This is a genomic window from Chelativorans salis (assembly GCF_025336525.1).
Lineage (GTDB): Bacteria > Pseudomonadota > Alphaproteobacteria > Rhizobiales > Rhizobiaceae > Chelativorans > Chelativorans salis.
On record NZ_JAOCZP010000001.1, the window covers coordinates 424228 to 448849 of the forward strand.

A 24622-nucleotide genomic window follows, 5' to 3' on the forward strand; every position below is an offset into this window, starting at 1 on the left:
TGGAATATGGCTAAGAGACTTGGAGTGGGGATCATCGGCTGCGGCAACATCTCCGCGGCCTATATGCGGCTTTCGCCGCTTTTCCGCGGCATCGAGATCCGCGCCTGCGCCGACGTTAACCCCGAGGCCGCGCGCCTGCGCGCCGAGGAGTTCAACCTGCGCCAGGAGACGGTGGAGGGGCTGCTTTCCGCCGACGACATCGACATCGTCGTCAACCTGACGATCCCCGCCGCGCACTACGAGGTGTCGAAGAAAGCGATCGAAGCCGGCAAGCACGTCTATTCGGAAAAGCCGTTCGTGCTTTCGGTAGAGGAAGGCAAGGCGCTGGCCGCTCTTGCCGCCGAGAAGGGCGTGCGCGTCGGCTCCGCGCCGGACACGTTCCTGGGCGGCGCGCACCAGCTTGCCCGTCATGTCATCGATACCGGCGCCATCGGCAAGATCGTCAGCGGCACCTGCCACGTGATGAGCCACGGCATGGAGCACTGGCACCCCAATCCGGACTTCTTCTTCAAGCCCGGCGCCGGCCCGGTGCTCGACATCGGCCCCTACTACATCACCAACCTGGTCCAGCTCATCGGCCCGGTGAAGCGCGTCGCGGCACTGGCCTCCATTCCGACCAAGGAGCGCATCATCCTGTCGGAGCCGCGCAAGGGCGAGAAGATCAACGTCGAGACGCCCACCACGATCCACGCCGTCATGGAATTCAAGAGCGGTGCCATCGTCACGCTGGGCGCAAGCTGGGATGTCTGGCATCATAAGCATGCGAACATGGAGCTTTACGGCGAGAAGGGCTCGCTGCACGTTCCCGATCCCAACTTCTTCGGCGGCGACCTCGTCGTCACCGACGAGGTGGAAATCGTCGACGTGCCGCGCTGGGAGCACCCGCTGAGTGTCATCAACCAGGAAGGCCGGGACGGCAAGGGGCTGGCCAACTATCGCGCCGCCGGCCTTGCCGACATGGCCATCGGCATTCTGGAGGGACGCCCGCACCGCTGCTCGCTGGAGATGTCGCTACACGCCATCGACGTGATGACGTCGATCCTGACGTCCGGCGAGACGGGCGGCTTCGTCGAACTGACGACGACCTGCGAGCGCCCCGCCGCCCTCGATATCGAGGCGGCGCGAACGTTGCTGGCGGAAAAGGAGTTTGCATGAGCTGGCAGCCAGCCGCAGACCGTTACGAGAAAATGCAATACCGGCGTTGCGGCCGGTCCGGCCTGAAGCTGCCGGCCGTCTCGCTCGGGCTTTGGCACAATTTCGGTCACGACCGCCCGCATGAACTGAAGCAGGCTCTCTGCCGCAAGGCGTTCGATCTGGGCATCACCCATTTCGATCTCGCCAACAATTACGGTCCCCCGCCCGGCAAGGCGGAGGAGGCCTTCGGCGAAATCCTGCGCACGGACTTCACCGGCTTGCGTGACGAGATCGTCGTCTCCTCCAAGGCCGGCTACGGCATGTGGCCGGGACCCTACGGCGAGTGGGGCAGCCGCAAATACCTTGTCGCGAGCTGCGACCAGAGCCTGAAGCGGCTGGGCCTCGACTATGTCGATATCTTCTATTCCCATCGCTTCGACCCGGATACGCCGCTTGAAGAGACGATGATGGCGCTCGACCACATCGTGCGCTCGGGCCGCGCGCTTTACGTCGGCATCTCCTCCTACAATTCCCAGCGCACGCGCGAGGCGGCCGCCATCCTGAAGGAACTCGGCACCCCCTGCCTCATCCACCAGCCCAGCTATTCGATGATCAACCGTTGGGTGGAAGAGGACACGCTGCTCGACACGCTGGACGACTTCGGCATCGGCTCCATCGTCTTCTCGCCGCTGGCGCAAGGCATGCTGACGGACAAGTACCTCGGCGGCATTCCGGAGGAGAGCCGCGCCGCGCAGGGAAAGTCCCTGCGGCAGGAATTCCTCAACGAGAAGACGCTTTCCAACATCTCGGCCCTCAACGACATCGCCAAGCGTCGCGGCCAGACGCTGGCGCAGATGGCGCTTGCCTGGGTGCTGCGCGGCGGCCGCGTCACCTCAGCACTCATCGGCGCCAGCCGGCCAAGCCAGGTGGAGGACTGCGTGCGCGCGCTCGACAATCCGGATTTCACGCAAGAGGAGCTGGCGGAGATCGACAAGTATGCGCGCGAGGCCGACATCAACCTTTGGGCGGCTTCGGCGGAGCGGAAGGGGCCACAGCGGAAATGATCATCAATCCCATCCTGCCAGGCTTCAATCCCGACCCGTCCATCTGCCGGATGCACGAGGACTATTACATCGCCACCTCGACCTTCGAGTGGTATCCCGGCGTGCAGATCCACCATTCCCGCGATCTCGTGAACTGGCGCCTCGCAAAGCGCCCGCTGGATCGCGCCAGCCAGCTCGACATGCGCGGCAACCCGGATTCCGGCGGCGTATGGGCCCCGTGCCTCTCCTACGCCGACGGGCTGTTCTGGCTGGTCTACACGGACGTCAAGCGCCTCGACGGCAACTTCAAGGATGCGCATAATTACATCGTGACGGCACCTGCCATCGAGGGGCCGTGGTCCGACCCCGTCTACGTCAACTCCTCCGGCTTCGACCCGTCGCTGTTCCACGACGACGGGCGCAAATGGTTCCTCAACATGGTGTGGAACCACCGCTCCAACTCCGTCGGCGGCAGCCCCAAGCATCCGGCCTTCGCCGGCATCCTCCTGCAGGAGTTCGATCCCAAGGCCGGCAGGCTCGTCGGCGAGGTCAAGAACGTCTTTACCGGCAGCGAACATGGCCTTGTGGAAGGTCCGCACCTCTTCAAGCGCGACGGCTGGTACTACATGACGGTGGCCGAGGGGGGCACCGGGTACGGCCACGCCGTCACCATGGCGCGCTCGCGCAACATCGACGGGCCTTACGAACTGCATCCGGACATCCATCTCTTCACCTCCAAGGACGCGCCGGAAGCCGAACTGCAGCGCGCCGGCCACGGCCAGGTGGTGGAGACCCCGGACGGTGCGGTCTATCACACGCATCTGTGCTCGCGCCCGCTCCCCGGCATCCGCCGCTCCCCGCTCGGCCGCGAGACGGCGATCCAGAAATGCGTGTGGAAGGAGGACGGCTGGCTCTACCCGGAGAGCGGGAGTCCCGTGCCGGCGGTGCGCGTCCCCTCTCCCTCCGACGTTGAGCCTCTGCCGCCCGAGCCCGTCGAACGCGTCTTCGACGGCGATGCCCTGCCCGACGAGTTCCAGTGGCTGCGCACGCCGCAGCCCGAGCGCATCTTCACCCTTACCGGCTCGGCGCTGAGGCTCATCGGTCGTGAATCCATCGGTAGCTGGTTCGAGCAGGCGCTGGTTGCCCGGCGGCAGGAGCACTGGCGCTACCGCGCCGAGACGCAACTCGACTTCCGCCCGACAACCTATCAGCAGGCTGCCGGCCTCACCGCCTATTACAACCGCCACAAGTTCCACTTCCTTGGCCTGACCTGGGACGAGAAGGCCGGCCGGTCGCTCACCATCCTGAGCTGCCCCGGCGAGTGGCCGGACGGGCGGCTCAAGTTTCCACTGGAAGAGCCGATCCCGCTGCCGACGGAAGGCCCGGTGAGCCTTGCCGCCGAGGTGAAGGAAGCTGAGCTGCGGTTCTTCTACAAGACCGACGGCGACTGGCAGGCTGTCGGCCCGGTGCTCGACGCCAGCGTGATCTCCGACGAGGGCGGGCGCGGCGAGCACGCCTCGTTCACCGGCGCCTTCGTCGGCATGATGTGCTTCGATACGAGCGGCAGTGCGCTGCCCGCCGACTTTTCCCGCTTCGCCTATGTTCCGGAGACGGGCTGATGGCGAGTTTTCTGGAGGTCTATGATTGCCGGACCAGGCAAAGTGATGTCTTATACGAGACAGAAGACATGATCGAAGCACCGAACTGGTCGCCCGACGGTCGCTTCCTTGTCTTCAACGGCGACGGCCTTCTTTATCGGCTCGACGTCGCCGAAGATGCCGAGCCGCGGCGCATCGACACCGGCTTCGCTGTCAACTGCAACAACGACCACGGTATTTCGCCCGACGGCACGAGGCTCGCCATCAGCGACAAGACGGAGGCAGGCGTTTCCTGCATCTACACACTGCCCATTGAGGGCGGCACGCCACGCCGGGTGACGGAGGAGGTGCCCTCCTGGTGGCACGGCTGGTCGCCGGATGGCGAACGCCTAGCCTATACAGCCAAGCGCGGCGAGGCCTTCGATATCTACACGATCGGCGTTGAGGGCGGGGCCGAGACCCGCCTGACCGACGGCAGAGGCCATAATGACGGCCCCGACTATACGCCTGACGGCGAATGGATCTGGTTCAACTCGAGCCGCAGCGGCACCGCACAGCTCTGGCGCATCCGCACCGATGGAAGCGGACTGGAGCAGATGACCGACGACGAACGGGTGAACTGGTTTCCCCATCCCGCACCCGACGGCCGCACCGTGCTCTATCTTTCCTACGGGCGGGGGGTGGAAGGCCATCCGCGCGACCACGATGTGGAGCTGCGGCTGATGGACATCGACGGCGGCAACCGCCGCACGGAGGTCGAACTCTTCGGCGGACAGGGCTCGATCAACGTGCCCTGCTGGGCACCCGATGCGGGTGCCTTTGCCTATATCCGCTATTCGCGTGACAGCGCATCTGAAAAGGGAGGTTGAAAATGCCTAAGACGATGAAGGGACCAGCCATCTTTCTGGCGCAGTTCGCAGGTGACGAGGCGCCGTTCAACACGCTGCCGAATATCGCCCGCTGGGCCGCCGGCCACGGCTACAAGGGCATCCAGATCCCGAGTTGGGACGGCCGCCTGTTCGATGTGAAAAAGGCCGCCGAGTCGAAGGAATATTGCGACGAGGTGAATGGCATTTGCGCCGACGCGGGGGTCGAGATCACCGAGCTTTCGACGCATCTGCAAGGTCAGCTCGTCGCCACCCACCCGGCCTACGACCCGGCCTTCGACGCCTTCGCGCCCGAAAGCGTGCACAACGATCCGAAGGCGCGCCAGGAGTGGGCGGTGGAGCAGGTGAAATACGCGGCAAAGGCCTCGCGAAATCTGGGGCTTGACGTGACGGTCTCCTTCTCCGGCGCGCTCGCCTTCCCCTACCTCTATCCCTGGCCGCAGCGCCCGGAGGGGCTGATCGATGAGGCCTTCACCGAGCTTGCCCGCCGCTGGAAGCCCATTTTCGACGCCTATGAGGACGAGGGCGTGGATGTTGCCTTCGAGCTGCATCCGGGCGAGGACCTGTTCGACGGCGCCACCTTCGAGATGTTCCTGGACAAGGTGGGCGGGCACAAGCGCTGCATGATCAACTATGATCCGTCGCATTTCCTCCTGCAGAAGCTCGATTATCTGGCCTTCATCGATATCTATCATGAGCGCATCTCGGCCTTCCACGTGAAGGATGCCGAGTTCAATCCCGACGGGCGCCAAGGCGTCTATTCGGGCTATCAGGGCTGGGTGAACCGTGCCGGCCGCTTCCGCTCGCTAGGCGACGGTCAGGTGGATTTCGTCGGCATCTTCTCGAAGCTTGCTCAGTATGACTACGATAGCTGGGCCGTGCTCGAATGGGAGTGCGCGCTGAAGCATCCCGAGCAGGGGGCGGCGGAAGGCGCGCCCTTCATCGCCGATCACATTATCCGTGTTACCGAAAAGGCGTTCGACGATTTCGCCGGCGGTGAGACCGACAGGGCTAAGCTGCGCAAGATGCTCGGCATTTCCTGAGACGAGGAGGCAAATATGGTTTCCGCATCCGCAAGTACAGAAGCTGCAAGCCCGGTGCGCCTCGGCATGGTAGGCGGCGGCCAGGGCGCCTTCATCGGCGCCGTCCACCGCATGGCTGCCCGACTCGACGGACACTACACGCTTGTCGCCGGCGCGCTTTCTTCCGACCCGGAGCGGGCGAAGGCGTCGGCGGCTGAGTTGGGCCTCGATCCGGAGCGTTCCTACGGCAGCTTCGAGGAGATGGCGCAAAAGGAGGGGGCGAGAAAGGACGGCATCGAGGCCGTCAGCATCGTCACGCCCAACCACATGCACTATCCGGCGGCGAAGGTTTTCCTAGAAGCCGGCATCCACGTCATCTGTGACAAGCCGCTGACCTCGACCCTTAAGGACGCCAAGGCACTGGTGCAGGCCGTGGAGAAGAGCGGCAAGCTCTTCGTGCTCACCCACAACTATTCCGGCTATCCGATGATACGCCAGGCGCGGCAGATGGTAAGCGAGGGCACGCTGGGCGAGATCGTGCTGGTGCAGGTGGAATATCCGCAGGACTGGCTGGCCGAGCCGATCGAGGAGACGGGCCAGAAGCAGGCCTCGTGGCGCACCGACCCGGCGCGTTCCGGCGCCGGCGGGGCCATCGGCGATATCGGCACCCATGCCTATCAACTCGCCACTTTCGTGACGGGTCTGAAGGCGGAGAGTGTTGCGGCCGATCTCGACAGCTTCGTCTCCGGGCGGCGGCTCGACGACAATGCTCACGTCATGCTCCGCTTCGGCGCCAAGGGCGGCCGGCAGGCCAAGGGCACGATCTGGGTAAGCCAGGTCGCGCCAGGCAACGAGAACGGGCTGAAGCTACGGGTCTACGGCACCAAGGGCGGTCTTGAGTGGGTGCAAGCCGACCCGAACTACCTCTGGTACACGCCACTGGGCGAGCCGAAGCGGCTGATCACCCGCGGCGGTGCAGGCGCCAACGAGGCGGCGGCCGGCGTCACCCGCATCCCCGGCGGCCATCCGGAGGGATACTTGGAGGCTTTTGCCACGCTCTACACGGAGGCCGCCGGCGCCATCCGCAGCTTGCGAGGCGGCGGCAAGCAGCCGGAGGGCCTGATCCTGCCGACGGTGGAGGACGGGCTGGAGGGCATGCGCTTCATTCAGGCCTGCGTCACCTCCTCGCAGGCCGACGCGGCCTGGACGCGGCTTGAGGCCGTTTAAGGCCGGTTCATAGGGGCTGGAGGTGCCTTCGCCCTACGTTGCCCCTCTCTGTCCTGCCGGACAGAGGGGGGCGAAGACCTCCGAGCCTACCGCCCCCAAATCGCCCTACCGCACCACCAGAACCGAAATCCCGGCATGGCGGACGACGCGGGCGGCGTTGGGGCCTAGGAGATAGTCCTCGGGGCCCGGCCGCATGGCTGACAGAACGATGAGGTCGGCCTTGACGACGTCGGCAAAGCGCAGGATTTCGCGGTAGATCGAGCCGTGACCGACGATGTGGCGGTACTTGATGTCGTCGGGCACGTGCTCCTTGGTGAAGGTGTGCAGCGCCTCGTTGGCGTGGTCGATCGCCTCCTGCTCGTGCTCTTTGGGGAAGAATCCGCCGACGATGGACATGCCGTAGTCGGGCACGACCGTCATCACATGCAGGCGGCTGCCGAAGGTTCGGGCATAGTCGATGGCCGTCCGGAGCGTGCGCACCTCGCTGTCGGCATGGCCAAGATCGATGGAAACGAGGATGTCCTTGTACATGTTCTATCTCCTCACGCGGCGGCCGGCCTTGGCTTGGGATTGCCGGCCAGGGTGCCCCCGCGACGGCGCTGCAGGAAGGCCACAAGCGCCAGGATGAGAACGGCCGGGATGTAGAACACCTCGCGCGGCATGCGCTCGGCGGCCACTTCCACGGCGGTGATCTGCACCGGCTCTTCGGCATAAAAGTCCATGTTGGACAGCGTCCGGCCGGCGAGACTGTTCATATCGAGCGGCTCGTCGAGGATAGTGGTGCCGTTCTCGATGCGAACGGGCAGGCCAATGGCCTCCTCGAAGCGTTCCTCGCCACTGGCACCCGCCTCGCCCAGGCTGAAGGCCATGGTGCGCTCCAGCATCTGGTCGGGGTTGTCGAAGTTCGGACCGCGAATGACGAGGCGCACCTGCGCGGCATCCGGTTCGCCCTCGACCGCCTCAAAGATGCGCTGCGGCTCCACCTGGTCGAAAGGCGGCTGCACGAGGTCGAGGAAGAAGCCCGGCCGCAGGAGCATGAAGGTGACCAAAAGCAGAGCAGCCGACTCCCACATGCGCGATTTCACCATGAAGAAGCCCTGCGTGGCGGCAGCGAAGATGAGCATGGCCACCGTCGCCAGACAGAATACCGAGACGGCGCCGACGAAACCGACGTCGATCAGGAGCAGATCAGTGTTGAAGACGAAGATGAAGGGGAGCAGCACCGTCCTCAGCGAATAGAAGAAGGCGGTGAAGCCGGTCTTCAGCGGGTCGCCTCCCGAGACCGCTGCCGCCGCGAAAGAGGCAAGCCCCACCGGCGGCGTCACGTCGGCCATGATGCCGAAATAGAAGACGAACATGTGGGCGGCAATCAGCGGGATCAAAACGCCGTTGGCGGCGCCCAACTGCACGATAACCGGCGCCATCAGCGAGGAGACGACGATGTAGTTCGCCGTCGTCGGCAGGCCCATACCGAGCACCAGGCTGATCATCGCCGTGAAGACCAGGATCAGGAAGATATTGCCGCCCGACAGGAACTCCACGAACTCGGCCATCACCTGGCCGATACCCGTCAACGTGACCGTGCCGACGATGATGCCGGCGGCCGCGGTGGCGCAGGCGATGCCGATCATGTTGCGCGCGCCGGTGATCAGGCCGGCCATGAGATCAGAAAAGCCCTCGGCGAAGGCGGCGCGCTGCTCGGGCAATTGCAACCCGCGGAACACAGCCTTCATCGGCTTCTGGGTGAGGATGATGAAAATGAGCAGGAGCACCGCGTAGAATGCAGAGAGGCCGGGCGAGGATCGCTCGATCATCAGGAACCAGATGAGGACGACGAGGGGCAGAAGATAGTGCAGACCGGTCTTCAAGACCTCAGTCGCAATCGGCAACTCTACGACCGGAGCGTTCGGGTCATCCAGTTCCAGGTCGGGCGCGCGGGCCGCGTACCAGACGAGCCCCACATAAACGCCAAGCATTGCCAGAATCAGCACCGGACCGGAAATGCCGGGGATAAGCCAGCGCACGAAGGCGATGCCGTAATAGATGAGGCCGGCGAGGATGACGATCGAGGCGATGGTGATGCCGGCGCGCAGGAGCGCGATCGTCGCTGGATGCGTCTGGCGCTTTTCCAGCATCGGCATGTCGTTCTTCACTGCCTCCAGATGCACCAGGTAGAGAAGCGCGATGTAGGAGATCACCGCCGGCAGGAAGGCGTGCTTGATGACCTGCAGGTAGGGGATGCCGACATACTCGACCATCAGGAAGGCGGCCGCACCCATGACAGGCGGCATGATCTGGCCATTGACGGAACTCGCCACCTCGACGGAGCCTGCTTTCTCCCGCGTGAATCCGACTCTCTTCATGAGGGGGATAGTGAAGGTGCCGGTCGTCACCACGTTGGCGATGGAGGAGCCGGAGATGAGGCCTGTCATCATCGACGCGAGGACGGCGGCCTTGGCCGGCCCGCCTCGCAGGTGGCCGAGCAGCGCGAAGGCGAGCTTGATGAAAAAATTGCCGGCGCCCGCCCGGTCGAGCATGGAGCCGAACAAAACGAACAGGAAGACGAAGGCCGACGAGACGCCGAGCGCGACGCCGAAGACGCCGTTGGGCGACAGCCACATCTGGTCCATGGCGCGTGGGAAGGAGGCGCCGCCCCAGCGGATGATATCGGGAATAAGGGTCGAAGAGCCGAAGAAGACATAGCCGAGGAAGACAATCGCCACGATCATCAGCGGGGGACCGAGCGCGCGGCGGGTGGCTTCCAGGAGCAGCACCATGCCCATGCCGGCGACAATCAGATCCTGGGTTATGGGCAGGCCGGGCCGGCGGGCAAGGTCGCGATAGAAAACGAAGACATAAAGCGCGCATGCCGCCGCCAACAGCGCCAACACCCAGTCGAGCTTGGGAATGCGGTCACGCGGGCTGCGGGGGAAGGCCGGGAATGCCATGTAGGCAAGGAACAGGCCGAAGGCCAGATGGATGGCACGCGTCTGCGCGTCATTGAGGACGAGACCGAGCCCCGTCAGGCTCGACAGCATGAAGGGCAAGGGCGAGGCGATGTAGAGCTGGAAGAGCGACCAGCAGAGCGCCACGCCGGCAATGATGTAGCCCGAGGTTCCAGCAGGATCGCGCGCGCCCGTATCGGTGGAAGCGACGAGGTCCTGCAGGTCGTCATTGGCAAGCTGCGTTTGCGCACCCCCGGCGCCCTTGGTGTCTTCAGCCATTCGTTGTCCCCCTCGAGACAGTTATCGTTCTTGCGCGCCCCCAATCCGGCGAAGCGAAAAAGGGCGCCCGACGGGGGGCGCCCTTGTTGCGAAGGCTGCTTAGTTGAGCCAGCCCTTTTCCTGGTAGTACTTCTCCGCACCCGGATGCACCGGCGCGGAATTGCCCTGGCTCACCATCTGCTCGGGCGTGAGGTTGGCAAGTGCCGGATGCAGGCCCTTGAAGTCCTCGAAATTATCGAACACCGACGAGACGAAGGTGTAGACGACATCCTCGGGAACATCGGCGGAGGTTACGACCGTCGCGCCGACGCCGAAGGTGTTCACGTCCTCATCCGTGCCACGGTACATGCCGCCGGGAATGACGGCCTTGAAGTAGTACGGATTGTTCTCCACCAGCGCATCGACCGCTTCTCCCTCGACCGGCACGATAATGCTGTCGCAGGTGGTGGTCGCCTCCTCGATAGCGCCTGCCGGATGGCCGACGGTGTAAGCGAAGGCGTCTATGTTGTTGTCGCAGAGCGCGGAGCTCTGTTCGGCCGGCGCAAGCTCAGCGGCGAGCGCAAAGTCGGAATTGGTCCAGCCCTTCTCGGCGATCAGCAGATCCATCAGCGCGCGCTGGCCGGAGCCGGGGTTGCCGATGTTGACGCGCTTGCCCTTGAGATCGTCAAACTCGGAGATGCCGGAATCGGCGCGGGCCACGACGGTCAGCGGTTCGGGGTGGAGCGAGAAGACCGAGCGCAGGTTCTCATGCGCGCCGTCTTCGGCGAAATTCGCCTCGCCGTTGGCGGCATTGTACTGCACGTCCGACTGGACGACGCCGAATTCCAGATCGCCGCCTTTGATGGCGTTGACGTTGAACACCGAGCCGCCGGTGGATTCAACCGAGCAGCGGATGCCGTGCTCGCGGCGGGTCTGGTTCATCAGCCGGCAGATGGCACCGCCTACGGGATAGTAGACGCCCGTGACGCCGCCCGTGCCGACCGATACGAAGCGCTGGTCCTGCGCCATCGCCGCTCCCGCCGACAGCGCGCCGAGCATCGCTGCGGCAATGCCGAAGCCGAGAATCCGATTTGGTTTCATACTGCGTCTCCCTCTAAGTGCATTTTTCGCAACTCATTGCACGTCATTGTTTCCGGCCCATCCCGTTTTTCGGGGAGCCGCCCACCACCGGGCACTCACGTGCGGAATGCCCGGCCGGCCTTGCTGCGCAGCCCAGGCGAGGGAGCGTGAAATGTCCCCTCGCCCAAGTCAGTGGATAGACTGCGCAATTTGGCGGAAGATGCAACATATTGTTGTGCTGGCCCGCAGGCGACGCGCCGGCACTATGCTGCTTTCCTCCCATTGTTTCCCCTCCGCTTGTCTCAAATAGCTGCCGCGTCGACGGCCTCGCCGAGACGCTCGACGATCGTATCAGCCGTCTGCCGGTCCAGTATGAACGGCGGGGCGATGAGCACATGGTCGCCGCGCTTGCCATCGATGGTGCCGCCGGCGGGATAGACCATCAGGCCGCGTGCCATGGCCTCCTTCTTCACCCGCGCGTGGAGCTTTTTCGCCGGCTCGAACGGCTCCTTCGTCGATCGGTCGGCGACCAACTCCAGCCCCAGGAACAGCCCGCGTCCGCGGATGTCGCCGACATGGGCATGATTGCCGAAGCGGGCTTCCAGCCGGCTCCTCAGATAGGCGCCCGTCTCGCGCACATTGGCCAGCAGGCCGTCGCGGGCGATCACCTCCTGCACGGCAAGCGCGGCGGCGCAGGCCATGGGGTGGCAGATATAGGTATGGCCGTGCTGGAAGGCGCCGGAGCCTTCGGCAAAGGCGTCGAAGATGCGACGGGAAAGGAGTGCGGCGCCGATCGGCTGATAGCCACCCCCCAGCCCCTTGGCGACGGTCATGATGTCAGGTGCCACGCCGTCCTGCTCGCAGGCATGCATGGTGCCGGTGCGGCCCATGCCGCACATCACCTCGTCGAAAATCAGAAGTACACCGTAGCGGTCGCAGATCTCGCGGATGCGGGCGAGATAGCCGGGAACGGCGGGCACAGCTCCCGCCGTGGCCCCCACGACAGGCTCGGCGATGAAGGCCATGACCGTATCGGCGCCGAGCTCCTGGATCTTGTCCTCGAGCTGCTGTGCGGCGCGCTGGCCGTACGCCTCCTCGCTCTCGCCCGGCTTCTGCAACCGATAGGCGTAGCAGGGGTCGATGTGATGGGTCTCGATAAGCAACGGGCGGAACTGCGCCCGGCGCGCCTCGTTGCCGCCGGCGGCGAGCACACCCAGCGTGTTGCCGTGATAGCTCTGGCGGCGGGCGATAACATTGCGCCGGCCGGGCTCGCCTTTCTCGACGAAATACTGCCGCGCCATCTTGAGCGCCGCCTCGTTGGCTTCCGAACCGCCGGAGACGAAGTAGGCGTGGCTGATGCCCTTGGGCGCGCCGGTCACCAGTGTCTCGGCCAGCGCCTCCGCCGGCTCGCTGGTGAAGAAGCTCGTGTGGGCGTAAGCGAGCTTTTCGGCCTGGGCCTTCAGCGCCGCCACGACATAGGGATGGCCATGCCCGAGGCAGGAGACGGCCGCCCCGCCGGAAGCATCGATATAGGCGCGGCCGTCGCTGTCGAAGAGCTCAACGCCCTTGCCGCCGACGGCGACAGGCAGTTCCGTGTGAATCTGGCGGTGCAGGATATGCGTCATCGGCTGTTCCGGTGCCGCACGCGGGCGGCGGCGGGTTCGAAGACATGGACCTTTAGTTCGGCGAGCTGGCGCTCCGTCCGGGCAATTGCATCCAGCGCCTCCTCGCCGCCCTCGCCCGCCACGAGGGCGGCGAGGATTTCCACCGCCGTGAAGGCGGGCGTCATGGAATGGAAGAAGGAGGGGCTTTCCGTCGAGACGAGGATTGCATGGCGGGCGAGGACGGCGACCGGCGAGGCGGCGCTGTCGGTAAGCGCAACGATGGTAAGGCCCTTGTCATGGGCGTGGCGTGCAGCCTCGACGCTCGCCCGTGTATAAGGTGCCACAGTGGTGACGAAGAAGACGTCCTCGGGGGTAGCAAAACGAAGTGCATCGAGGCCCGTGCCGTCGCCGAAGTCGAGTGCAGTCGCCTTTTCGCCCAGGAAAGAGAACATGTAGGCGAGATGGAGGGCCACCGGCCGACTGGAGCGCAAGCCCAAGCAATAAATGCGGCGAGCCCGCGCCAAGGTGCCGGCCGCCTCGGTGAGTGCCTCAAGGGCGCCCGTTTCGCCGAGGGCGGCAATCTGCGCCGCGGTGGCGGACGCGATCTCTCCGGCAAAGGCGCGACCGCCCGCCTGCCTCTGGCGCGCCACCTGGATGCCGGCCTTGCCGGAGAAGCCGAGCGCCTGTTCCTTCAACGCTTCGCCGTGGAGCTGGCGCACCTCGTCATAGCCCTCGAGCCCCAGCCGCTTGGCAAGGCGCGTCATGGTCCACGGCTGAACGCCGGCGCGGCGCGCCTGCTCCCGCATGGACAGGAGTGCCACGTCGCCCGGGTTCTCCAGGACATAGCGGGCGGCGGTCCCCAATTGCCCGGGAAGCGCGTCGACGGAACGGGTGATACGATCAGCGAAGGCAGCGCGGTCCATGGAGAGCATCCTAGACGGCGTTTCGCAGCTATGCAACATATGTTGCATCCTATGCAACGAATGGAGGATTTGCCGTGGCAGAAGGCAAAGGCGGCGTTGAAACGCAGCCGGTGGCGATCGCCGTGGCGCCCAATGGCGGGCGGCGTACCAAGGCTGACCACACGGCTCTGCCGCAGACGGCGGACGAGTTGGCGGGGACCGCCGCCGCCTCACAGGAGGCGGGGGCGGCGATGCTGCACTGCCACGTGCGCGACCGTGACGGCCGGCACATTCTCGACGCCGACGCCTATCGCGACGCCACCCGGGCGGTACGGCGACAGGTGGGCGAGAGGCTGGTCATCCAGATCACGACCGAGGCCGTCGGCCGCTATCAGCCGGAGGAGCAGATGGCGGTGGTGCGGGCAGTCAGGCCGGAGGCGGCGTCGCTGGCGCTGAAGGAACTCGTGCCTGATGCCACCCATGAAGCCGAGTTCAGCCGCTTCCTCGCTTTCATGAAGAAGGAGAGGATCGTCCCGCAGATCATTCTCTATCATTCGGACGAGGCACTACGGCTCAAAGACCTGATGGCGCGCGGGCTTATCCCCTTCGACGACATACCCGTGCTTTACGTGCTCGGCCGCTACAGCGAGGGCCAGCGCTCCGCACCCGCCGACCTGCTGCCCTTCCTAGCGCCGGAGGCGCCGCGCTTCGGGCATTTCATGGTCTGCACCTTCGGGCCGCGGGAAGCCGCCTGTGTGACGACAGCCGCGGCGCTAGGCGGGCATGCGCGCGTGGGCTTCGAGAACAATCTCTATCTGCCCGACGGTCGTCTCGCGCCGGACAATGCGGCGATTGTGCGCGGGGTAGTCGAAGCGCTTGCCGCGCTGGGGATGCGGACGGCGGATGCGGAGCGCCTGCGTGCGGATTGGGCGCTTGCCGTGAATTGACGCGCGGCGCCGTTTTTCCGATACAGGTCACAGACTATGGAGACGGCGAGCTGATGCAATTTGTGCGCGTGAACGGCATCGTCCTGCATTACGCAGTGCGGGGTGTGGCGGACAGACCAACGCTTGTCTTCGCCAATTCGCTCGGTACGGACTTCCGCATCTGGGACGCGGTGGCCGAGCGGCTTGAAGGCGAATACCGGCTGGTGTTTTACGACAAGCGCGGCCATGGGCTTTCGGAGGCGACGAAGCCGCCCTACGCGCTGTCCGACCACGTGAACGATCTTGCCGGCCTGCTCGACCATCTGAGGGTCGAGAACGCGGTCATCGTCGGGCTTTCCGTTGGCGGCATGATCGCCCAGGCGCTCGCCGCGCTGAGGCCGGATCTGGTGCGTGCGCTCATCCTGAGCGACACGGCGCACAAGATCGGCACCGACGATCTCTGGAACGGCCGCATCAAGGCAGTGACGGAGAAGGGCGTCGCCTCGATTGCCGACGGCATCATGGAGCGCTGGTTCACACCCGGCTATAGAAAGCCGGAGAATCCCGACTTCGTGGGCTACCTCGCCATGCTGACACGCACGATGCCCGACGGCTATGCCGGTACCTGCGCGGCACTGCGGGATGCCGAACTCACCGAATCCACGCGCGCGCTGAAGGTGCCGACACTGTGCCTCGTCGGCGATCAGGACGGCGCCACGCCGCCGGAGCTGGTGCGGGAGCTTGCCGCGCTGATCGCGGGAGCGCGGTTCGAGATCATCAAGGGTGCCGGGCACCTGCCCTGCATCGAGCAGCCGGAAAAGACCGTGGAACTGATCCGCTCGTTTCTTCGACAGGCGAACATCATTTGACGCCGCCTATGTGTAAGCGACAGCCGTTACCCAGGTCATCTCTTGTCTAGAAAGGACGCGGAATGGACATTCGCCAAGTCAACCAGGACTTCGCCGTGACGGGGCAGATCGCACCGGTGCATGTGGCGGAGATCGCCGGAGCGGGCTTCAAGAGCATCGTCTGCAACCGCCCCGACACCGAAGAGGGCGCGGTGCCGCATGAGGCGGTGGAAGAGGCGGCGCGCGCGGCGGGCCTCGAATTCCGCTTCCTCCCCGTGGTCTCCGGGGCCATTACGGAAGAAAACGTGCGAGACATGGCAGCGACTCTGGAAGACCTCCCGCGGCCGGTGCTAGCCTATTGCCGCAGCGGGGCGCGCTGCCTGAACCTCTACGCGCTGATACGGGAGATGGATTTGTAACCTGCTCTGCAGCTAATGCTGGTTTGATAGAGACGGCGCGACGGAATACCCGCACTGCGTGCAGCTTACAGCGGCAGAGCACCCGTCTCCTTCAGCGTCTGCAACACAATCGCCGTCTTCACGTGCTGCACGGATTCGTGCGGCAGGAGGACGGCGCTGACGAATTCCGACAGGCTTTTCAAATCCGGCGTCACCACCTTGAGGATGTAGTCCATCTCGCCCGTCAGCGCGTAAGCTTCCTGCACCTCGGGCAGGCGCGCCACGAGATCGGCGAAGCGGCGGGCGTTGTCCGGGTTGTGGGTGGCCAGCGTCACGGTGATGACGTTGACGAGAGGAAAGCCCAGGCGCTCGCGGTCAAGCAGCGCGCGGTAGCCCTTGATCAGTCCTTCCTCCTCCAGACGCTGGCGGCGACGCGAGCATTGCGAGGAGGACAGGTTCACGCGCTCCGACAGATCGTTGTTAGTCAGCCGTCCGTCGGCCTGCAGCAGAGACAGTATCTTGCGGTCATAGCCGTCAACCTGCGCATTGTTCATGCATTTCCTCCTACTTCTGCATGCTTCATGCATAGATGGTGCATTTTGCGGCTATCAATGCAAGCCGCTTGCGGGGCTGCGGGCGTAGAATGGGTGACAGATATTCCTAGCGACAGGAGGAAGGAATGGGCCCGTTTCCGCATGACGCGCCGCCGCCCGAGATCAGCGCCGAGAATCCGGCCGGTACGGACGGCTTCGAGTTCGTCGAATTCGCTCACCCGGAGCCGGAGAAGCTTTCCGACCTTTTCGCCAAGATGGGCTATGCGGAGGTCGCACGGCATAAGACGAAGAAAATCTCCCTCTGGCGCCAGGGCGACATCAATTATTTGGTCAACGCGGAGCCCGGCAGCCACGCCATGCGCTTCGTCGACAAGCACGGCCCCTGCGCGCCCTCGATGGCCTGGCGGGTGGTGGATGCGAAACTTGCGTTCGAGCATGCGGTGTCGAAGGGGGCCACACCTTATGAAGGCGACGACAAGGCGCTCGACGTGCCGGCCATCGTCGGCATCGGCGGTTCGCTGCTCTACTTCATCGAGACCTACGGCGAGAAGGGCTCTGCCTACGATGCCGAGTTCGAGTGGCTGGGCGAGAGCAATCCCAGGCCGGAAGGCGTGGGCTTCTACTATCTCGACCATCTCACCCACAACGTCTATCGCGGCAACATGGACAAGTGGTGGGATTTCTACCGCGACCTCTTCGGCTTCAAGCAGATCCACTATTTCGACATCGACGGGCGGATCACCGGCCTCGTCAGCCGCGCCATCACCTCGCCCTGCGGCAAGATCCGCATTCCGCTCAACGAGTCGAAGGACGACACCAGCCAGATCGCCGAATATCTGAAGAAGTACAATGGCGAGGGCATTCAGCACATCGCCGTGGGCACGGAGGAGATCTACGACGCCACGGACAAGCTGGCCGAGAACGGGCTGAAATTCATGCCCGGCCCGCCCGATACCTACTACGAGATGTCGTATGAGCGCGTCTCCGGCCATGAGGAGCCGATCGAACGGATGAAGAAGCATGGCATCCTCATCGACGGCGAGGGTGTGGTGGACGGCGGGATGACGAAGATCCTCTTGCAGATCTTCTCCAAGACCGTCATCGGGCCGATCTTCTTCGAGTTCATCCAGAGGAAGGGCGACGAAGGTTTTGGCGAAGGCAATTTCCGCGCACTGTTCGAGTCGATCGAACAGGACCAGATCAAGCGCGGCGTGCTGAAGGTGGATGCGGCGGAGTAAGGCGTGTGCTCGATCAGCCGAGCCCCAGTCTCTCCACCTCCTCGCGACGCAGCGGGAAGTCGAAGTCGAGAAGGAATTCGTCGAGCTGCGGCGGCTTGACCGAGGTGCCAGCAAGCATGGCGTGCACCTGGCCGCGGTGATGGGTCTGGTGCAGGAAGATGTGGGCGAGCAGCCCGTCGATGCGCTCGGGGAATTTTCCTGCCTCGCCGCGGTCGGTGACGACGCGGCGGGGCATGTCGTCCTTGCTCATTCGGGCGCAGAAGGCAATCAGGCGCTCGTCCTCGGCGCGCTGGGCGGCTTCAAGCGCTGCCGGCTCCGTAAACGGCACGAAATCATGAAATGCCGCGGGACCGATGCCGCCCTCCTCCAGCGCATCGAGATAGTAGCGGTCGACGGCGAGGATATGGTTCAGCGTCTCGGCGATCGAGGGAAAGAAGCTGACGCGCTCGGCCTCGAATTCGCCGGGCGCGAGGGCGAGAACGGCGCGGTAGAGCCGGTCGTTGGACCAGCGGTTGTTGGCAGCCATGCGGTGGAAGTGATCGACGAGCGACATCGGCAGGTCCTCACCTCGCGTATTTTTCGACCGTCTGCTCGATAGCGCCGAAGATGGAATGGCCCTCGCCATCCTTCATCTCGATGCGAACCGTATCTCCAATATGCATGAACGGCGTCTTCGGCTTGCCACCTTCCAAGGCCTCGATCATACGCATTTCCGCTATGCAGGAATAGCCGGCGCCGCCTTCGGCAATCGGCTTGCCCGGACCGCCTTCTTGCCTGTTGGAAATCGTGCCGGAGCCGACCACAGTGCCGGCGATGAGCGGCCGGGTTTTGGCGGCATGGGCGATGAGGGTCGGGAAGTCGAAGGTCATGTCGATGCCGGTATCGGCGCGGCCGAAGGGCTTTCCGTTGTAGTCGACGCAAAGCGGCAGGTGCAGCTTGCCGCCGTCCCAGGCCGTGCCCAGTTCGTCGGGCGTAACGGCGACGGGGGAGAAGGCCGACGAGGGCTTGGACTGGAAGAAGCCGAAGCCTTTAGCGAGTTCTGCCGGGATGAGGCCGCGCAACGAGACGTCGTTGACCAGCATGAGAAGCCGGATCGCCTCGCCCGCCTCCTCCCGGCTTGCCCCCATCGGCACATCGTCGACGACGATGGCGACCTCGCCCTCGAAATCGAGACCCCACGCCTCATCGGCAAGTGGAATGGGATCGCGAGGGCCGAGGAAGGCGTCGGAGCCGCCCTGATAGATCAGCGGGTCCGTCCAGAAGCTTTGCGGCATCTCGGCGCCGCGCGCCCTGCGCACCAATTCGACATGGTTCACATAGGCGGAGCCATCGGCCCATTGATAGGCGCGCGGCAGGGGCGCCATGGCTTCGTGTTCGTGGAAGCGCTCCGTCGGGACGGCGCCGTGCTCGAGGCTTTCGCCAAGGGCTTCCAGATGTGGCGATAGACGCCGCCAGTCGTCGAGGGCCGCCTGCAGGGTGGGCGCCAGGGGAGAGGCATCCGTGCAGCGGGTAAGGTCGCGCGAGACGACGACGAGCCGGCCGTCGCGCGTGCCGTTTTTCAGGGTTGCAAGTTTCAAAGGCCGATCCTCCCGAGATTTCGCCGGTTCATGCTTCACTCTTTCAGACAGTGTAATCAGATGGAAGGACCAGCGCCGTTTGCACCTGTTTAATCAGCTCCAATCCCCTTCCGGCGTGCCGTTGAAGCGTTTCTTCAGGTCCTTCCAGCAGTCGATGTAGTCGTCCTGCAGGGTCTCGGCCTCCGCCGCAAAGCGGGTGAGGTGCTGGGGAAAGCGGGTCTCGAACATGAAGGCCATGGTGTTTTCGAGCTTCACCGGCTGCAGCTCCGCATTCGCCGCCTTCTCGCAGCCCTCGGCGTCCGGCCCGTGCGGCAGCATCATGTTGTGCAGGCTGATGCCGCCCGGCACGAAGCCTTCCTCCTTGGCGTCGTACTTGCCCTTGATGAGGCCCATGAACTCACTCATCACGTTGCGGTGGTACCAGGGCGGGCGGAATGTATGCTCGGCCACCTGCCAGCGCGGCGGAAAGATGACGAAATCGACATTGGCCGTGCCCTCCTCGCCGGAGGGCGCAGTCATCACCGTGAAGATCGATGGGTCGGGGTGGTCAAAGAGGATGGCGCCGACCGGCGAATAGGTGGAAAGGTCGTATTTGTAGGGCGCGTAGTTGCCGTGCCAGGCCACCACATCGAGAGGCGAGTGATCGACCTCGGTGCGGTAGAAGCGGCCGCACCACTTCACCGTCAGGCGGCAATGGGCCTCCTTGTCCTCGTACCAGGCGACCGGCGTCTTGAAGTCGCGCGGGTTGGCAAGGCAGTTGGCGCCGATGGGGCCGCGGTCGGGCAGCGTGAACTTCGCGCCGTAGTTCTCGCAGATATAGCCGCGCACCGGGCCGTCCACCAGCTCGACTTTGAAGATCATGCCGCGCGGCACGACGGCAATCTCGCCGGGCGTGACCTCCATGGCGCCCATCTCCGTCATCACGCGTATGCCGCCTTCCTGCGGCACGAGGAGAAGCTCGCCATCGGCATTGAAGAAATAGTCGTCCACCATGGATGCGTTGGCGGTATAGACATGCGCAGCCATGCCCACCTGGGTGGCAACGTCGCCGGCGGTCGTCATGGTGCGGACGCCGGCGAGGAAGTCGGTCTCCTCGTTGGGCATCGGCGTCGGGTCCCAGCGCAGCTGGCCGATGGGCAGTTCGTGGTCGTAGAGGTTGGGCGCAGTTTTCCAGCGCTCGAAAAGGGTCGGCCGGAAGCGGCCCGTGTGGCGGACGCTGGGGCGTATGCGGTAGAGCCAGGAGCGCTCGTTGGCACCGCGCGGTGCGGTGAAGGGGGAGCCTGAAAGCTGCTCCGCATAGAGGCCATAGGCCGGGCGCTGCGGCGAGTTCTGCCCTTGCGGCAGTGCGCCCGGCAGGCTCTCGGTTTCGAAGTCGTTGCCGAAGCCGGGCATGTAGCGGAAGGTCATGACATCCTCCATCGAGCTTGCGAATTCCCTTAGATAGTTGCAAGTGTAACCATCAAAAATGTAACTATCAAACGGAGCATGGGGCATAGAAGAAGAAGACGCCCTGTGGCCTAGAGGAGTTCCTTCCCTCCTCTCCTGGTCGAATCGGCTGGCTGACTCAGTGAGGTGGTCGTTTGCTGAAGGGTACCGCACCGTACGGCCTGACGCACTGGAATGGCGTATGATGACGACGACAGAAATCAGCGCCCATCCGGCCATGCACAAGATGAAGGTGGGCCGCGCGGTAGCTGCACTGGAGTGGGCAGTACTGCCTGGCTAGAGTTTCGGTCTCTTCCGTCTCACCAATCCATCACCACCTTGCCGGCCTCGCCGCTGCGCATGGCGTCGAAGCCCGTGCGGAAATCGTCTGCCTTGATGCGGTGGGTGATCAGGCCGGATACGTCGAGCGGGCCCTGTACGAGGGCGATCATTTTGTACCAGGTCTCGAACATCTCGCGGCCGTAGATGCCCTTCAAGTGCAGCATCTTGAAGATGACCTTGTTCCAGTCGATCTCGAAGCCGGTGGGCGCGATGCCGAGAATGGCGATCTTGCCGCCGTTGTTCATGACATCAATCATGTCGCGGAAGGCGAGCGCTGCACCCGACATTTCCAGCCCGACGTCGAAGCCCTCCGTCATGCCGAGACGCTGCATGACGTGGGTGAGCGTCTCTTCCCTGGCGTTCAGCGCGTGCTGTACCCCGAGCTTCTTCGCCAGCGCCAGGCGGCCCGGATTGATGTCGGTGATGACCACCTTGCGCGCGCCGACGCATTGCGCCACCAGCGCCCCCATGATGCCGATCGGACCAGCTCCGGTCACCAGCACGTCTTCGCCCACGAGGTCGAAGGAGAGCGCGGTGTGGACGGCATTGCCGAGCGGGTCGAAGATGGCGGCAATCTCATCGGGCACGTCGTCGGGAATCGCCACGACGTTGTGCTGCGGCAGGGAGAGATATTCGGCGAAGGCGCCGGGGCGCTGCACGCCCACGCCCAGCGTGTTGCGGCACAGATGCCCGCGGCCGGCGCGGCAATTGCGGCAGTGGCCGCAGACGATGTGCCCCTCGCCGGAGACGCGCTGGTCGACGCGGTATTCTGTGACGGCGGCGCCCACCTCGACCACCTCGCCGACGAACTCGTGGCCGGTCACCAGCGGCACGGGGACGGTCTTCTGCGCCCACTCGTCCCAGTTCCAGATGTGCACGTCGGTGCCGCAGATGGCGGTCTTCTTCACCTTGATCAGCACGTCGTTGGGGCCGACCTCCGGCAGCGGCACGCGCTCCATCCACAGCCCTTCCTCCGGCTTGGACTTCACCAACGCCTTCATCATGTTGGACATGGCTACGCCTCCGCCTGGTGGAGCGCCAACATCTGAGGGGATGGCTTCATGAGATCACCCCCAATTCCCGCCCGACGGCACCGAACGCCTCCACCGCCCGGTCGATATCCTCCGGGGAGTGTGCAGCCGACATCTGCGTGCGGATGCGGGCCTCGCCCTTCGGCACGACGGGGAAGGAGAAGCCGATCACATAGATGCCGTGGTCGAGGAGGCGGTCGGCCATTGTCGATGCCAGCGCCGCATCGCCGACCATCACGGGGACGATCGGGTGGCCGCTGCCCGCCAGCGTGAAGCCCAGCTTCATCATCTTCTCACGGAAGCGGCCGGCGTTGTCGTAGAGCCGGCGGCGGAGGGCGCCACCGTTCTCCACCATATCGAACACCTTGAGCGAGGTGGCGGCGATGGCCGGGGCGAGCGTGTTGGAGAAGAGATAAGGCCGCGAGCGCTGGCGCAGCCACTCGACCACTTCGTTCTTGCCGCTCGTATAGCCGCCGGAAGCGCCGCCCAGCGCCTTGCCGAGCGTGCCGGTGACGATGTCGACCCTCCCCTCGACGCCGCAGGCCTCCGGCGTGCCACGGCCGTTCTCGCCAACGAAGCCAACGGCGTGGCTGTCGTCGACCATCACCATGGCGTCGTATTTTTCCGCCAGGTCGCAGATGCCTTTGAGATTGGCGATGATGCCGTCCATGGAAAAGACGCCGTCGGTGGCGATCAGCCGAAACCGTGCGTTGGACGCCTCCTTCAGCCGCGCTTCCAGGTCGGCCATGTCGTTATTGGCGTAGCGGTAGCGCCGCGCCTTGCATAGACGCACGCCGTCGATGATGGAGGCGTGGTTGAGGGCGTCGGAGATGATCGCGTCCTCTGGGCCCAGGAGCGTCTCGAACAGGCCGGTATTGGCATCGAAGCAGGAGGAATAGAGGATGGAGTCCTCGAAGCCCAGAAAGGCGGAAATCTTCGCCTCGAGCTGCTTGTGCTCCTCCTGCGTGCCGCAGATGAACCGGACCGAGGCCATGCCGTAGCCGTAGCGGTCAAGCGCGGCTTTGGCTGCCTCACGCAGTTCGGCGTTGTCGGCAAGGCCGAGATAGTTGTTGGCGCAGAAGTTGAGCACCTTCCGGCCGTCGCTTTCGATCGCGGCGGACTGCATGGAGGTGATGACGCGCTCGGTCTTGTAGAGGCCAGCTTCCCTCAGGCCTTCGAGTTCGGTGGACAGGTGTTTCAGGAATGAAGCCGTCATTTTCACCTCCATCAATCTGCCGCCTCAAAAGAACGCCTGCAGCCCGGTCTGCGCCCTTCCGAGGATCAGCGCGTGCACGTCGTGCGTGCCCTCATAAGTGTTCACCGTCTCCAGGTTCTGCGCGTGGCGCATGACGTGGTATTCGATCTGGATGCCGTTGCCGCCGTGCATGTCGCGGGCGGCGCGGGCGATATCGAGGGCCTTTCCGCAATTGTTGCGCTTGACCAGCGAGATCATCTCCGGCGCCATCTTCCCTTCGTCGAAGAGGCGGCCGACGCGCAAACTCGCTTGAAGCCCGAGTGCGATCTCCGTCTGCATGTCGGCGAGCTTCTTCTGGAAGAGCTGGGTCTGGGCGAGCGGCTTTTTGAACTGGGTGCGCTCCAGCCCATAGCGGCGGGCCCGGTGCCAGCAGTCCTCGGCCGCCCCCATGGCACCCCAGGAGATGCCGTAGCGGGCACGGTTCAGGCAACCGAAGGGGCCTTTGAGGCCGGAGACGTTGGGGAGCAGCGCGTCTTCGCGAACCTCGACGCCGTCCATGACGATCTCGCCGGTGATGGAGGCGCGGAGCGACAGCTTTCCGCCGATCTTCGGCGCCGAGAGGCCCTTCATGCCCTTTTCCAGAACGAAGCCGCGGATCTGGTTGTCGTGGGCGGCAGATTTGGCCCATACGACGAAGACGTCGGCGATGGGGGAATTGGAGATCCACATCTTCGAGCCGGTCAGCCGATAGCCGCCGTCGATCTTCTCGGCCCGTGTCTTCATGCCGCCGGGATCGGAGCCGGCGTCGGGCTCGGTGAGGCCAAAGCAGCCAATGAACTCGCCGGAGGCGAGCTTCGGCAGGTATTTCTGCCGCTGTTCCTCCGAACCGTAGGCATGGATCGGGTACATGACGAGGGATGACTGCACGCTCATCATGGAGCGGTAGCCGGAATCGATGCGCTCCACCTCGCGGGCCACCAGCCCGTATGAGACGTAGCCGGCGCCGGCGCCGCCATACTCATCGGGAATGGTGATGCCCAGAAGGCCGGCTTGGCCCATCTCGCGGAAGATCTCCGGGTCCGTCTCCTCGTTCATGTAGGCGTGCTCGATGCGGGGGGCGAGCTTATCGGCGGCGAAGGCGGCCGCCGCATCGCGGATCATCCGCTCCTCGTCGGTGAGCTGGTCTTCCAGGCGGAAGGGGTCGTCCCATGTGAAGGGGGAGGTGGCGGGGCCTTTTTGCATGGTCATCGTTTTCCTGACGCGCGTCTCTCGTTGCCGGACTTTTGGCCTTTCCCGCCGCCGCGGTCAAATGGTCCAACGGCCGCGGCCACAAAAGGCTCGTTGTGCCGTATATAGTGCCGACATGTTTTCCCGGATGGGCCAGGGCC

General features: G+C 64.5%; 22 protein-coding genes. 10 read left to right on the forward strand and 12 right to left on the reverse strand.

What is annotated here, in order from left to right; all coding sequences use genetic code 11:
* Nucleotides 1-6: 6 nt before the first annotated feature.
* From N5A92_RS02090 to N5A92_RS02115, 6 genes are read left to right on the forward strand one after another with little or no spacing between them, the layout of a single operon-like run.
* Nucleotides 7-1155, forward strand: a complete 1149-nt coding sequence (locus N5A92_RS02090; protein ID WP_260900158.1) for a Gfo/Idh/MocA family protein — start codon at nt 7-9, stop codon at nt 1153-1155.
* Complete coding sequence (gene mgrA, locus N5A92_RS02095) at nt 1152-2198, forward strand: L-glyceraldehyde 3-phosphate reductase (protein ID WP_260900159.1); 1047 nt, start codon at nt 1152-1154, stop codon at nt 2196-2198. The genes N5A92_RS02090 and mgrA overlap by 4 nt, the downstream gene beginning before the upstream one ends.
* A complete protein-coding gene (locus tag N5A92_RS02100; RefSeq protein ID WP_260900160.1) occupies nt 2195-3796 on the forward strand; it encodes a glycoside hydrolase family 43 protein in 1602 nt (533 codons plus the stop codon). Before mgrA ends, N5A92_RS02100 begins: the two co-directional genes overlap by 4 nt.
* The gene (locus tag N5A92_RS02105) at nt 3796-4644 is read left to right on the forward strand and encodes a TolB family protein (protein ID WP_260900161.1); all 849 of its coding nucleotides are present in this window, start codon (nt 3796-3798) and stop codon (nt 4642-4644) included. The genes N5A92_RS02100 and N5A92_RS02105 overlap by 1 nt, the downstream gene beginning before the upstream one ends.
* A 2-nt stretch (nt 4645-4646) precedes the next feature.
* Entirely contained in the window at nt 4647-5705 is a 1059-nt protein-coding gene (locus N5A92_RS02110) for a sugar phosphate isomerase/epimerase family protein (protein WP_260900162.1), read from the forward strand.
* A 15-nt stretch (nt 5706-5720) separates the two neighbouring features.
* A complete protein-coding gene (locus N5A92_RS02115; protein WP_260900163.1) occupies nt 5721-6911 on the forward strand; it encodes a Gfo/Idh/MocA family protein in 1191 nt (396 codons plus the stop codon).
* A gap of 105 nt (nt 6912-7016) precedes the next feature.
* On the opposite strand, the gene N5A92_RS02120 is transcribed toward N5A92_RS02115, so the two are convergent.
* The 5 genes from N5A92_RS02120 to N5A92_RS02140 form a co-directional block, all read right to left on the reverse strand.
* Nucleotides 7017-7442, reverse strand: a complete 426-nt coding sequence (locus tag N5A92_RS02120; protein WP_260900164.1) for a universal stress protein — start codon at nt 7440-7442, stop codon at nt 7017-7019.
* A gap of 11 nt (nt 7443-7453) precedes the next feature.
* The gene (locus N5A92_RS02125) at nt 7454-10135 is read right to left on the reverse strand and encodes a TRAP transporter permease (protein WP_260900165.1); all 2682 of its coding nucleotides are present in this window, start codon (nt 10133-10135) and stop codon (nt 7454-7456) included.
* Between the two features lie 99 nt (nt 10136-10234).
* Nucleotides 10235-11215, reverse strand: a complete 981-nt coding sequence (locus tag N5A92_RS02130) for a TAXI family TRAP transporter solute-binding subunit (RefSeq protein WP_260900166.1) — start codon at nt 11213-11215, stop codon at nt 10235-10237.
* Nucleotides 11216-11496: 281 nt separating this feature from the next.
* Entirely contained in the window at nt 11497-12819 is a 1323-nt protein-coding gene (locus N5A92_RS02135; protein WP_260900167.1) for an aspartate aminotransferase family protein, read from the reverse strand.
* Nucleotides 12816-13721 carry a MurR/RpiR family transcriptional regulator gene (locus N5A92_RS02140; RefSeq protein ID WP_260900168.1) on the reverse strand — a complete coding sequence of 302 codons (906 nt, stop codon included), beginning with the start codon at nt 13719-13721 and terminating at the stop codon, nt 12816-12818. The genes N5A92_RS02135 and N5A92_RS02140 overlap by 4 nt, the downstream gene beginning before the upstream one ends.
* A 74-nt stretch (nt 13722-13795) precedes the next feature.
* On the opposite strand from N5A92_RS02140, the gene N5A92_RS02145 reads away from it, so the two are divergent.
* The 3 genes from N5A92_RS02145 to N5A92_RS02155 all read left to right on the forward strand — a co-directional run bounded on the left by N5A92_RS02145 (nt 13796) and on the right by N5A92_RS02155 (nt 15893).
* Nucleotides 13796-14647: a beta-keto acid cleavage family enzyme gene (locus tag N5A92_RS02145; RefSeq protein WP_260900170.1), complete on the forward strand. Its 852-nt coding sequence runs from the start codon at nt 13796-13798 to the stop codon at nt 14645-14647.
* Between the two features lie 53 nt (nt 14648-14700).
* A complete protein-coding gene (gene pcaD, locus N5A92_RS02150; protein WP_260900171.1) occupies nt 14701-15495 on the forward strand; it encodes a 3-oxoadipate enol-lactonase in 795 nt (264 codons plus the stop codon).
* Nucleotides 15496-15557: 62 nt separating this feature from the next.
* The gene (locus tag N5A92_RS02155) at nt 15558-15893 is read left to right on the forward strand and encodes a protein tyrosine phosphatase family protein (protein ID WP_260900172.1); all 336 of its coding nucleotides are present in this window, start codon (nt 15558-15560) and stop codon (nt 15891-15893) included.
* A gap of 65 nt (nt 15894-15958) precedes the next feature.
* Here the strand turns inward: N5A92_RS02155 and N5A92_RS02160 are convergent, their stop codons facing one another.
* Nucleotides 15959-16426, reverse strand: coding sequence for an Lrp/AsnC family transcriptional regulator (locus N5A92_RS02160; RefSeq protein WP_260900173.1), 468 nt, complete (start codon nt 16424-16426; stop codon nt 15959-15961).
* Nucleotides 16427-16551: 125 nt separating this feature from the next.
* Between N5A92_RS02160 and hppD the strand changes: the two genes are divergently transcribed.
* Nucleotides 16552-17664 carry a 4-hydroxyphenylpyruvate dioxygenase gene (hppD, locus tag N5A92_RS02165; protein WP_260900175.1) on the forward strand — a complete coding sequence of 371 codons (1113 nt, stop codon included), beginning with the start codon at nt 16552-16554 and terminating at the stop codon, nt 17662-17664.
* Between the two features lie 13 nt (nt 17665-17677).
* Here the strand turns inward: hppD and N5A92_RS02170 are convergent, their stop codons facing one another.
* The 6 genes from N5A92_RS02170 to N5A92_RS02195 form a co-directional block, all read right to left on the reverse strand.
* Nucleotides 17678-18217, reverse strand: coding sequence for a DinB family protein (locus N5A92_RS02170; protein WP_260900176.1), 540 nt, complete (start codon nt 18215-18217; stop codon nt 17678-17680).
* Nucleotides 18218-18227: 10 nt separating this feature from the next.
* Complete coding sequence (locus N5A92_RS02175; protein ID WP_260900179.1) at nt 18228-19241, reverse strand: fumarylacetoacetate hydrolase family protein; 1014 nt, start codon at nt 19239-19241, stop codon at nt 18228-18230.
* Between the two features lie 93 nt (nt 19242-19334).
* A complete protein-coding gene (gene hmgA / locus N5A92_RS02180) occupies nt 19335-20648 on the reverse strand; it encodes a homogentisate 1,2-dioxygenase (RefSeq protein ID WP_260900180.1) in 1314 nt (437 codons plus the stop codon).
* A 338-nt stretch (nt 20649-20986) separates the two neighbouring features.
* Nucleotides 20987-22021 carry an L-threonine 3-dehydrogenase gene (tdh, locus tag N5A92_RS02185; protein ID WP_260900181.1) on the reverse strand — a complete coding sequence of 345 codons (1035 nt, stop codon included), beginning with the start codon at nt 22019-22021 and terminating at the stop codon, nt 20987-20989.
* A gap of 46 nt (nt 22022-22067) precedes the next feature.
* Nucleotides 22068-23255: a glycine C-acetyltransferase gene (locus N5A92_RS02190; RefSeq protein ID WP_260900182.1), complete on the reverse strand. Its 1188-nt coding sequence runs from the start codon at nt 23253-23255 to the stop codon at nt 22068-22070.
* 24 nt (nt 23256-23279) lie between these two features.
* A complete protein-coding gene (locus N5A92_RS02195; protein ID WP_260900972.1) occupies nt 23280-24476 on the reverse strand; it encodes an acyl-CoA dehydrogenase in 1197 nt (398 codons plus the stop codon).
* Between the last annotated feature and the right edge of the window lie 146 nt (nt 24477-24622).

Bases quoted from the DNA above. Each gene is read 5' to 3' on its own strand.
- N5A92_RS02115 (WP_260900163.1), top strand. From the start codon at position 5,721: ATGGTTTCCGCATCCGCAAGTACAGAAGCTGCAAGCCCGGTGCGCCTC.
- hmgA (WP_260900180.1), bottom strand. From the start codon at position 20,648: ATGACCTTCCGCTACATGCCCGGCTTCGGCAACGACTTCGAAACCGAG.
- N5A92_RS02125 (WP_260900165.1), bottom strand. From the start codon at position 10,135: ATGGCTGAAGACACCAAGGGCGCCGGGGGTGCGCAAACGCAGCTTGCC.
- N5A92_RS02105 (WP_260900161.1), top strand. From the start codon at position 3,796: ATGGCGAGTTTTCTGGAGGTCTATGATTGCCGGACCAGGCAAAGTGAT.
- N5A92_RS02195 (WP_260900972.1), bottom strand. From the start codon at position 24,476: ATGCAAAAAGGCCCCGCCACCTCCCCCTTCACATGGGACGACCCCTTC.
- N5A92_RS02190 (WP_260900182.1), bottom strand. From the start codon at position 23,255: ATGACGGCTTCATTCCTGAAACACCTGTCCACCGAACTCGAAGGCCTG.
- N5A92_RS02120 (WP_260900164.1), bottom strand. From the start codon at position 7,442: ATGTACAAGGACATCCTCGTTTCCATCGATCTTGGCCATGCCGACAGC.
- N5A92_RS02160 (WP_260900173.1), bottom strand. From the start codon at position 16,426: ATGAACAATGCGCAGGTTGACGGCTATGACCGCAAGATACTGTCTCTG.
- hppD (WP_260900175.1), top strand. From the start codon at position 16,552: ATGGGCCCGTTTCCGCATGACGCGCCGCCGCCCGAGATCAGCGCCGAG.
- N5A92_RS02110 (WP_260900162.1), top strand. From the start codon at position 4,647: ATGCCTAAGACGATGAAGGGACCAGCCATCTTTCTGGCGCAGTTCGCA.
- N5A92_RS02140 (WP_260900168.1), bottom strand. From the start codon at position 13,721: ATGGACCGCGCTGCCTTCGCTGATCGTATCACCCGTTCCGTCGACGCG.
- N5A92_RS02100 (WP_260900160.1), top strand. From the start codon at position 2,195: ATGATCATCAATCCCATCCTGCCAGGCTTCAATCCCGACCCGTCCATC.
- N5A92_RS02090 (WP_260900158.1), top strand. From the start codon at position 7: ATGGCTAAGAGACTTGGAGTGGGGATCATCGGCTGCGGCAACATCTCC.
- N5A92_RS02130 (WP_260900166.1), bottom strand. From the start codon at position 11,215: ATGAAACCAAATCGGATTCTCGGCTTCGGCATTGCCGCAGCGATGCTC.
- N5A92_RS02135 (WP_260900167.1), bottom strand. From the start codon at position 12,819: ATGACGCATATCCTGCACCGCCAGATTCACACGGAACTGCCTGTCGCC.
- N5A92_RS02155 (WP_260900172.1), top strand. From the start codon at position 15,558: ATGGACATTCGCCAAGTCAACCAGGACTTCGCCGTGACGGGGCAGATC.
- tdh (WP_260900181.1), bottom strand. From the start codon at position 22,021: ATGTCCAACATGATGAAGGCGTTGGTGAAGTCCAAGCCGGAGGAAGGG.
- mgrA (WP_260900159.1), top strand. From the start codon at position 1,152: ATGAGCTGGCAGCCAGCCGCAGACCGTTACGAGAAAATGCAATACCGG.
- N5A92_RS02170 (WP_260900176.1), bottom strand. From the start codon at position 18,217: ATGTCGCTCGTCGATCACTTCCACCGCATGGCTGCCAACAACCGCTGG.
- pcaD (WP_260900171.1), top strand. From the start codon at position 14,701: ATGCAATTTGTGCGCGTGAACGGCATCGTCCTGCATTACGCAGTGCGG.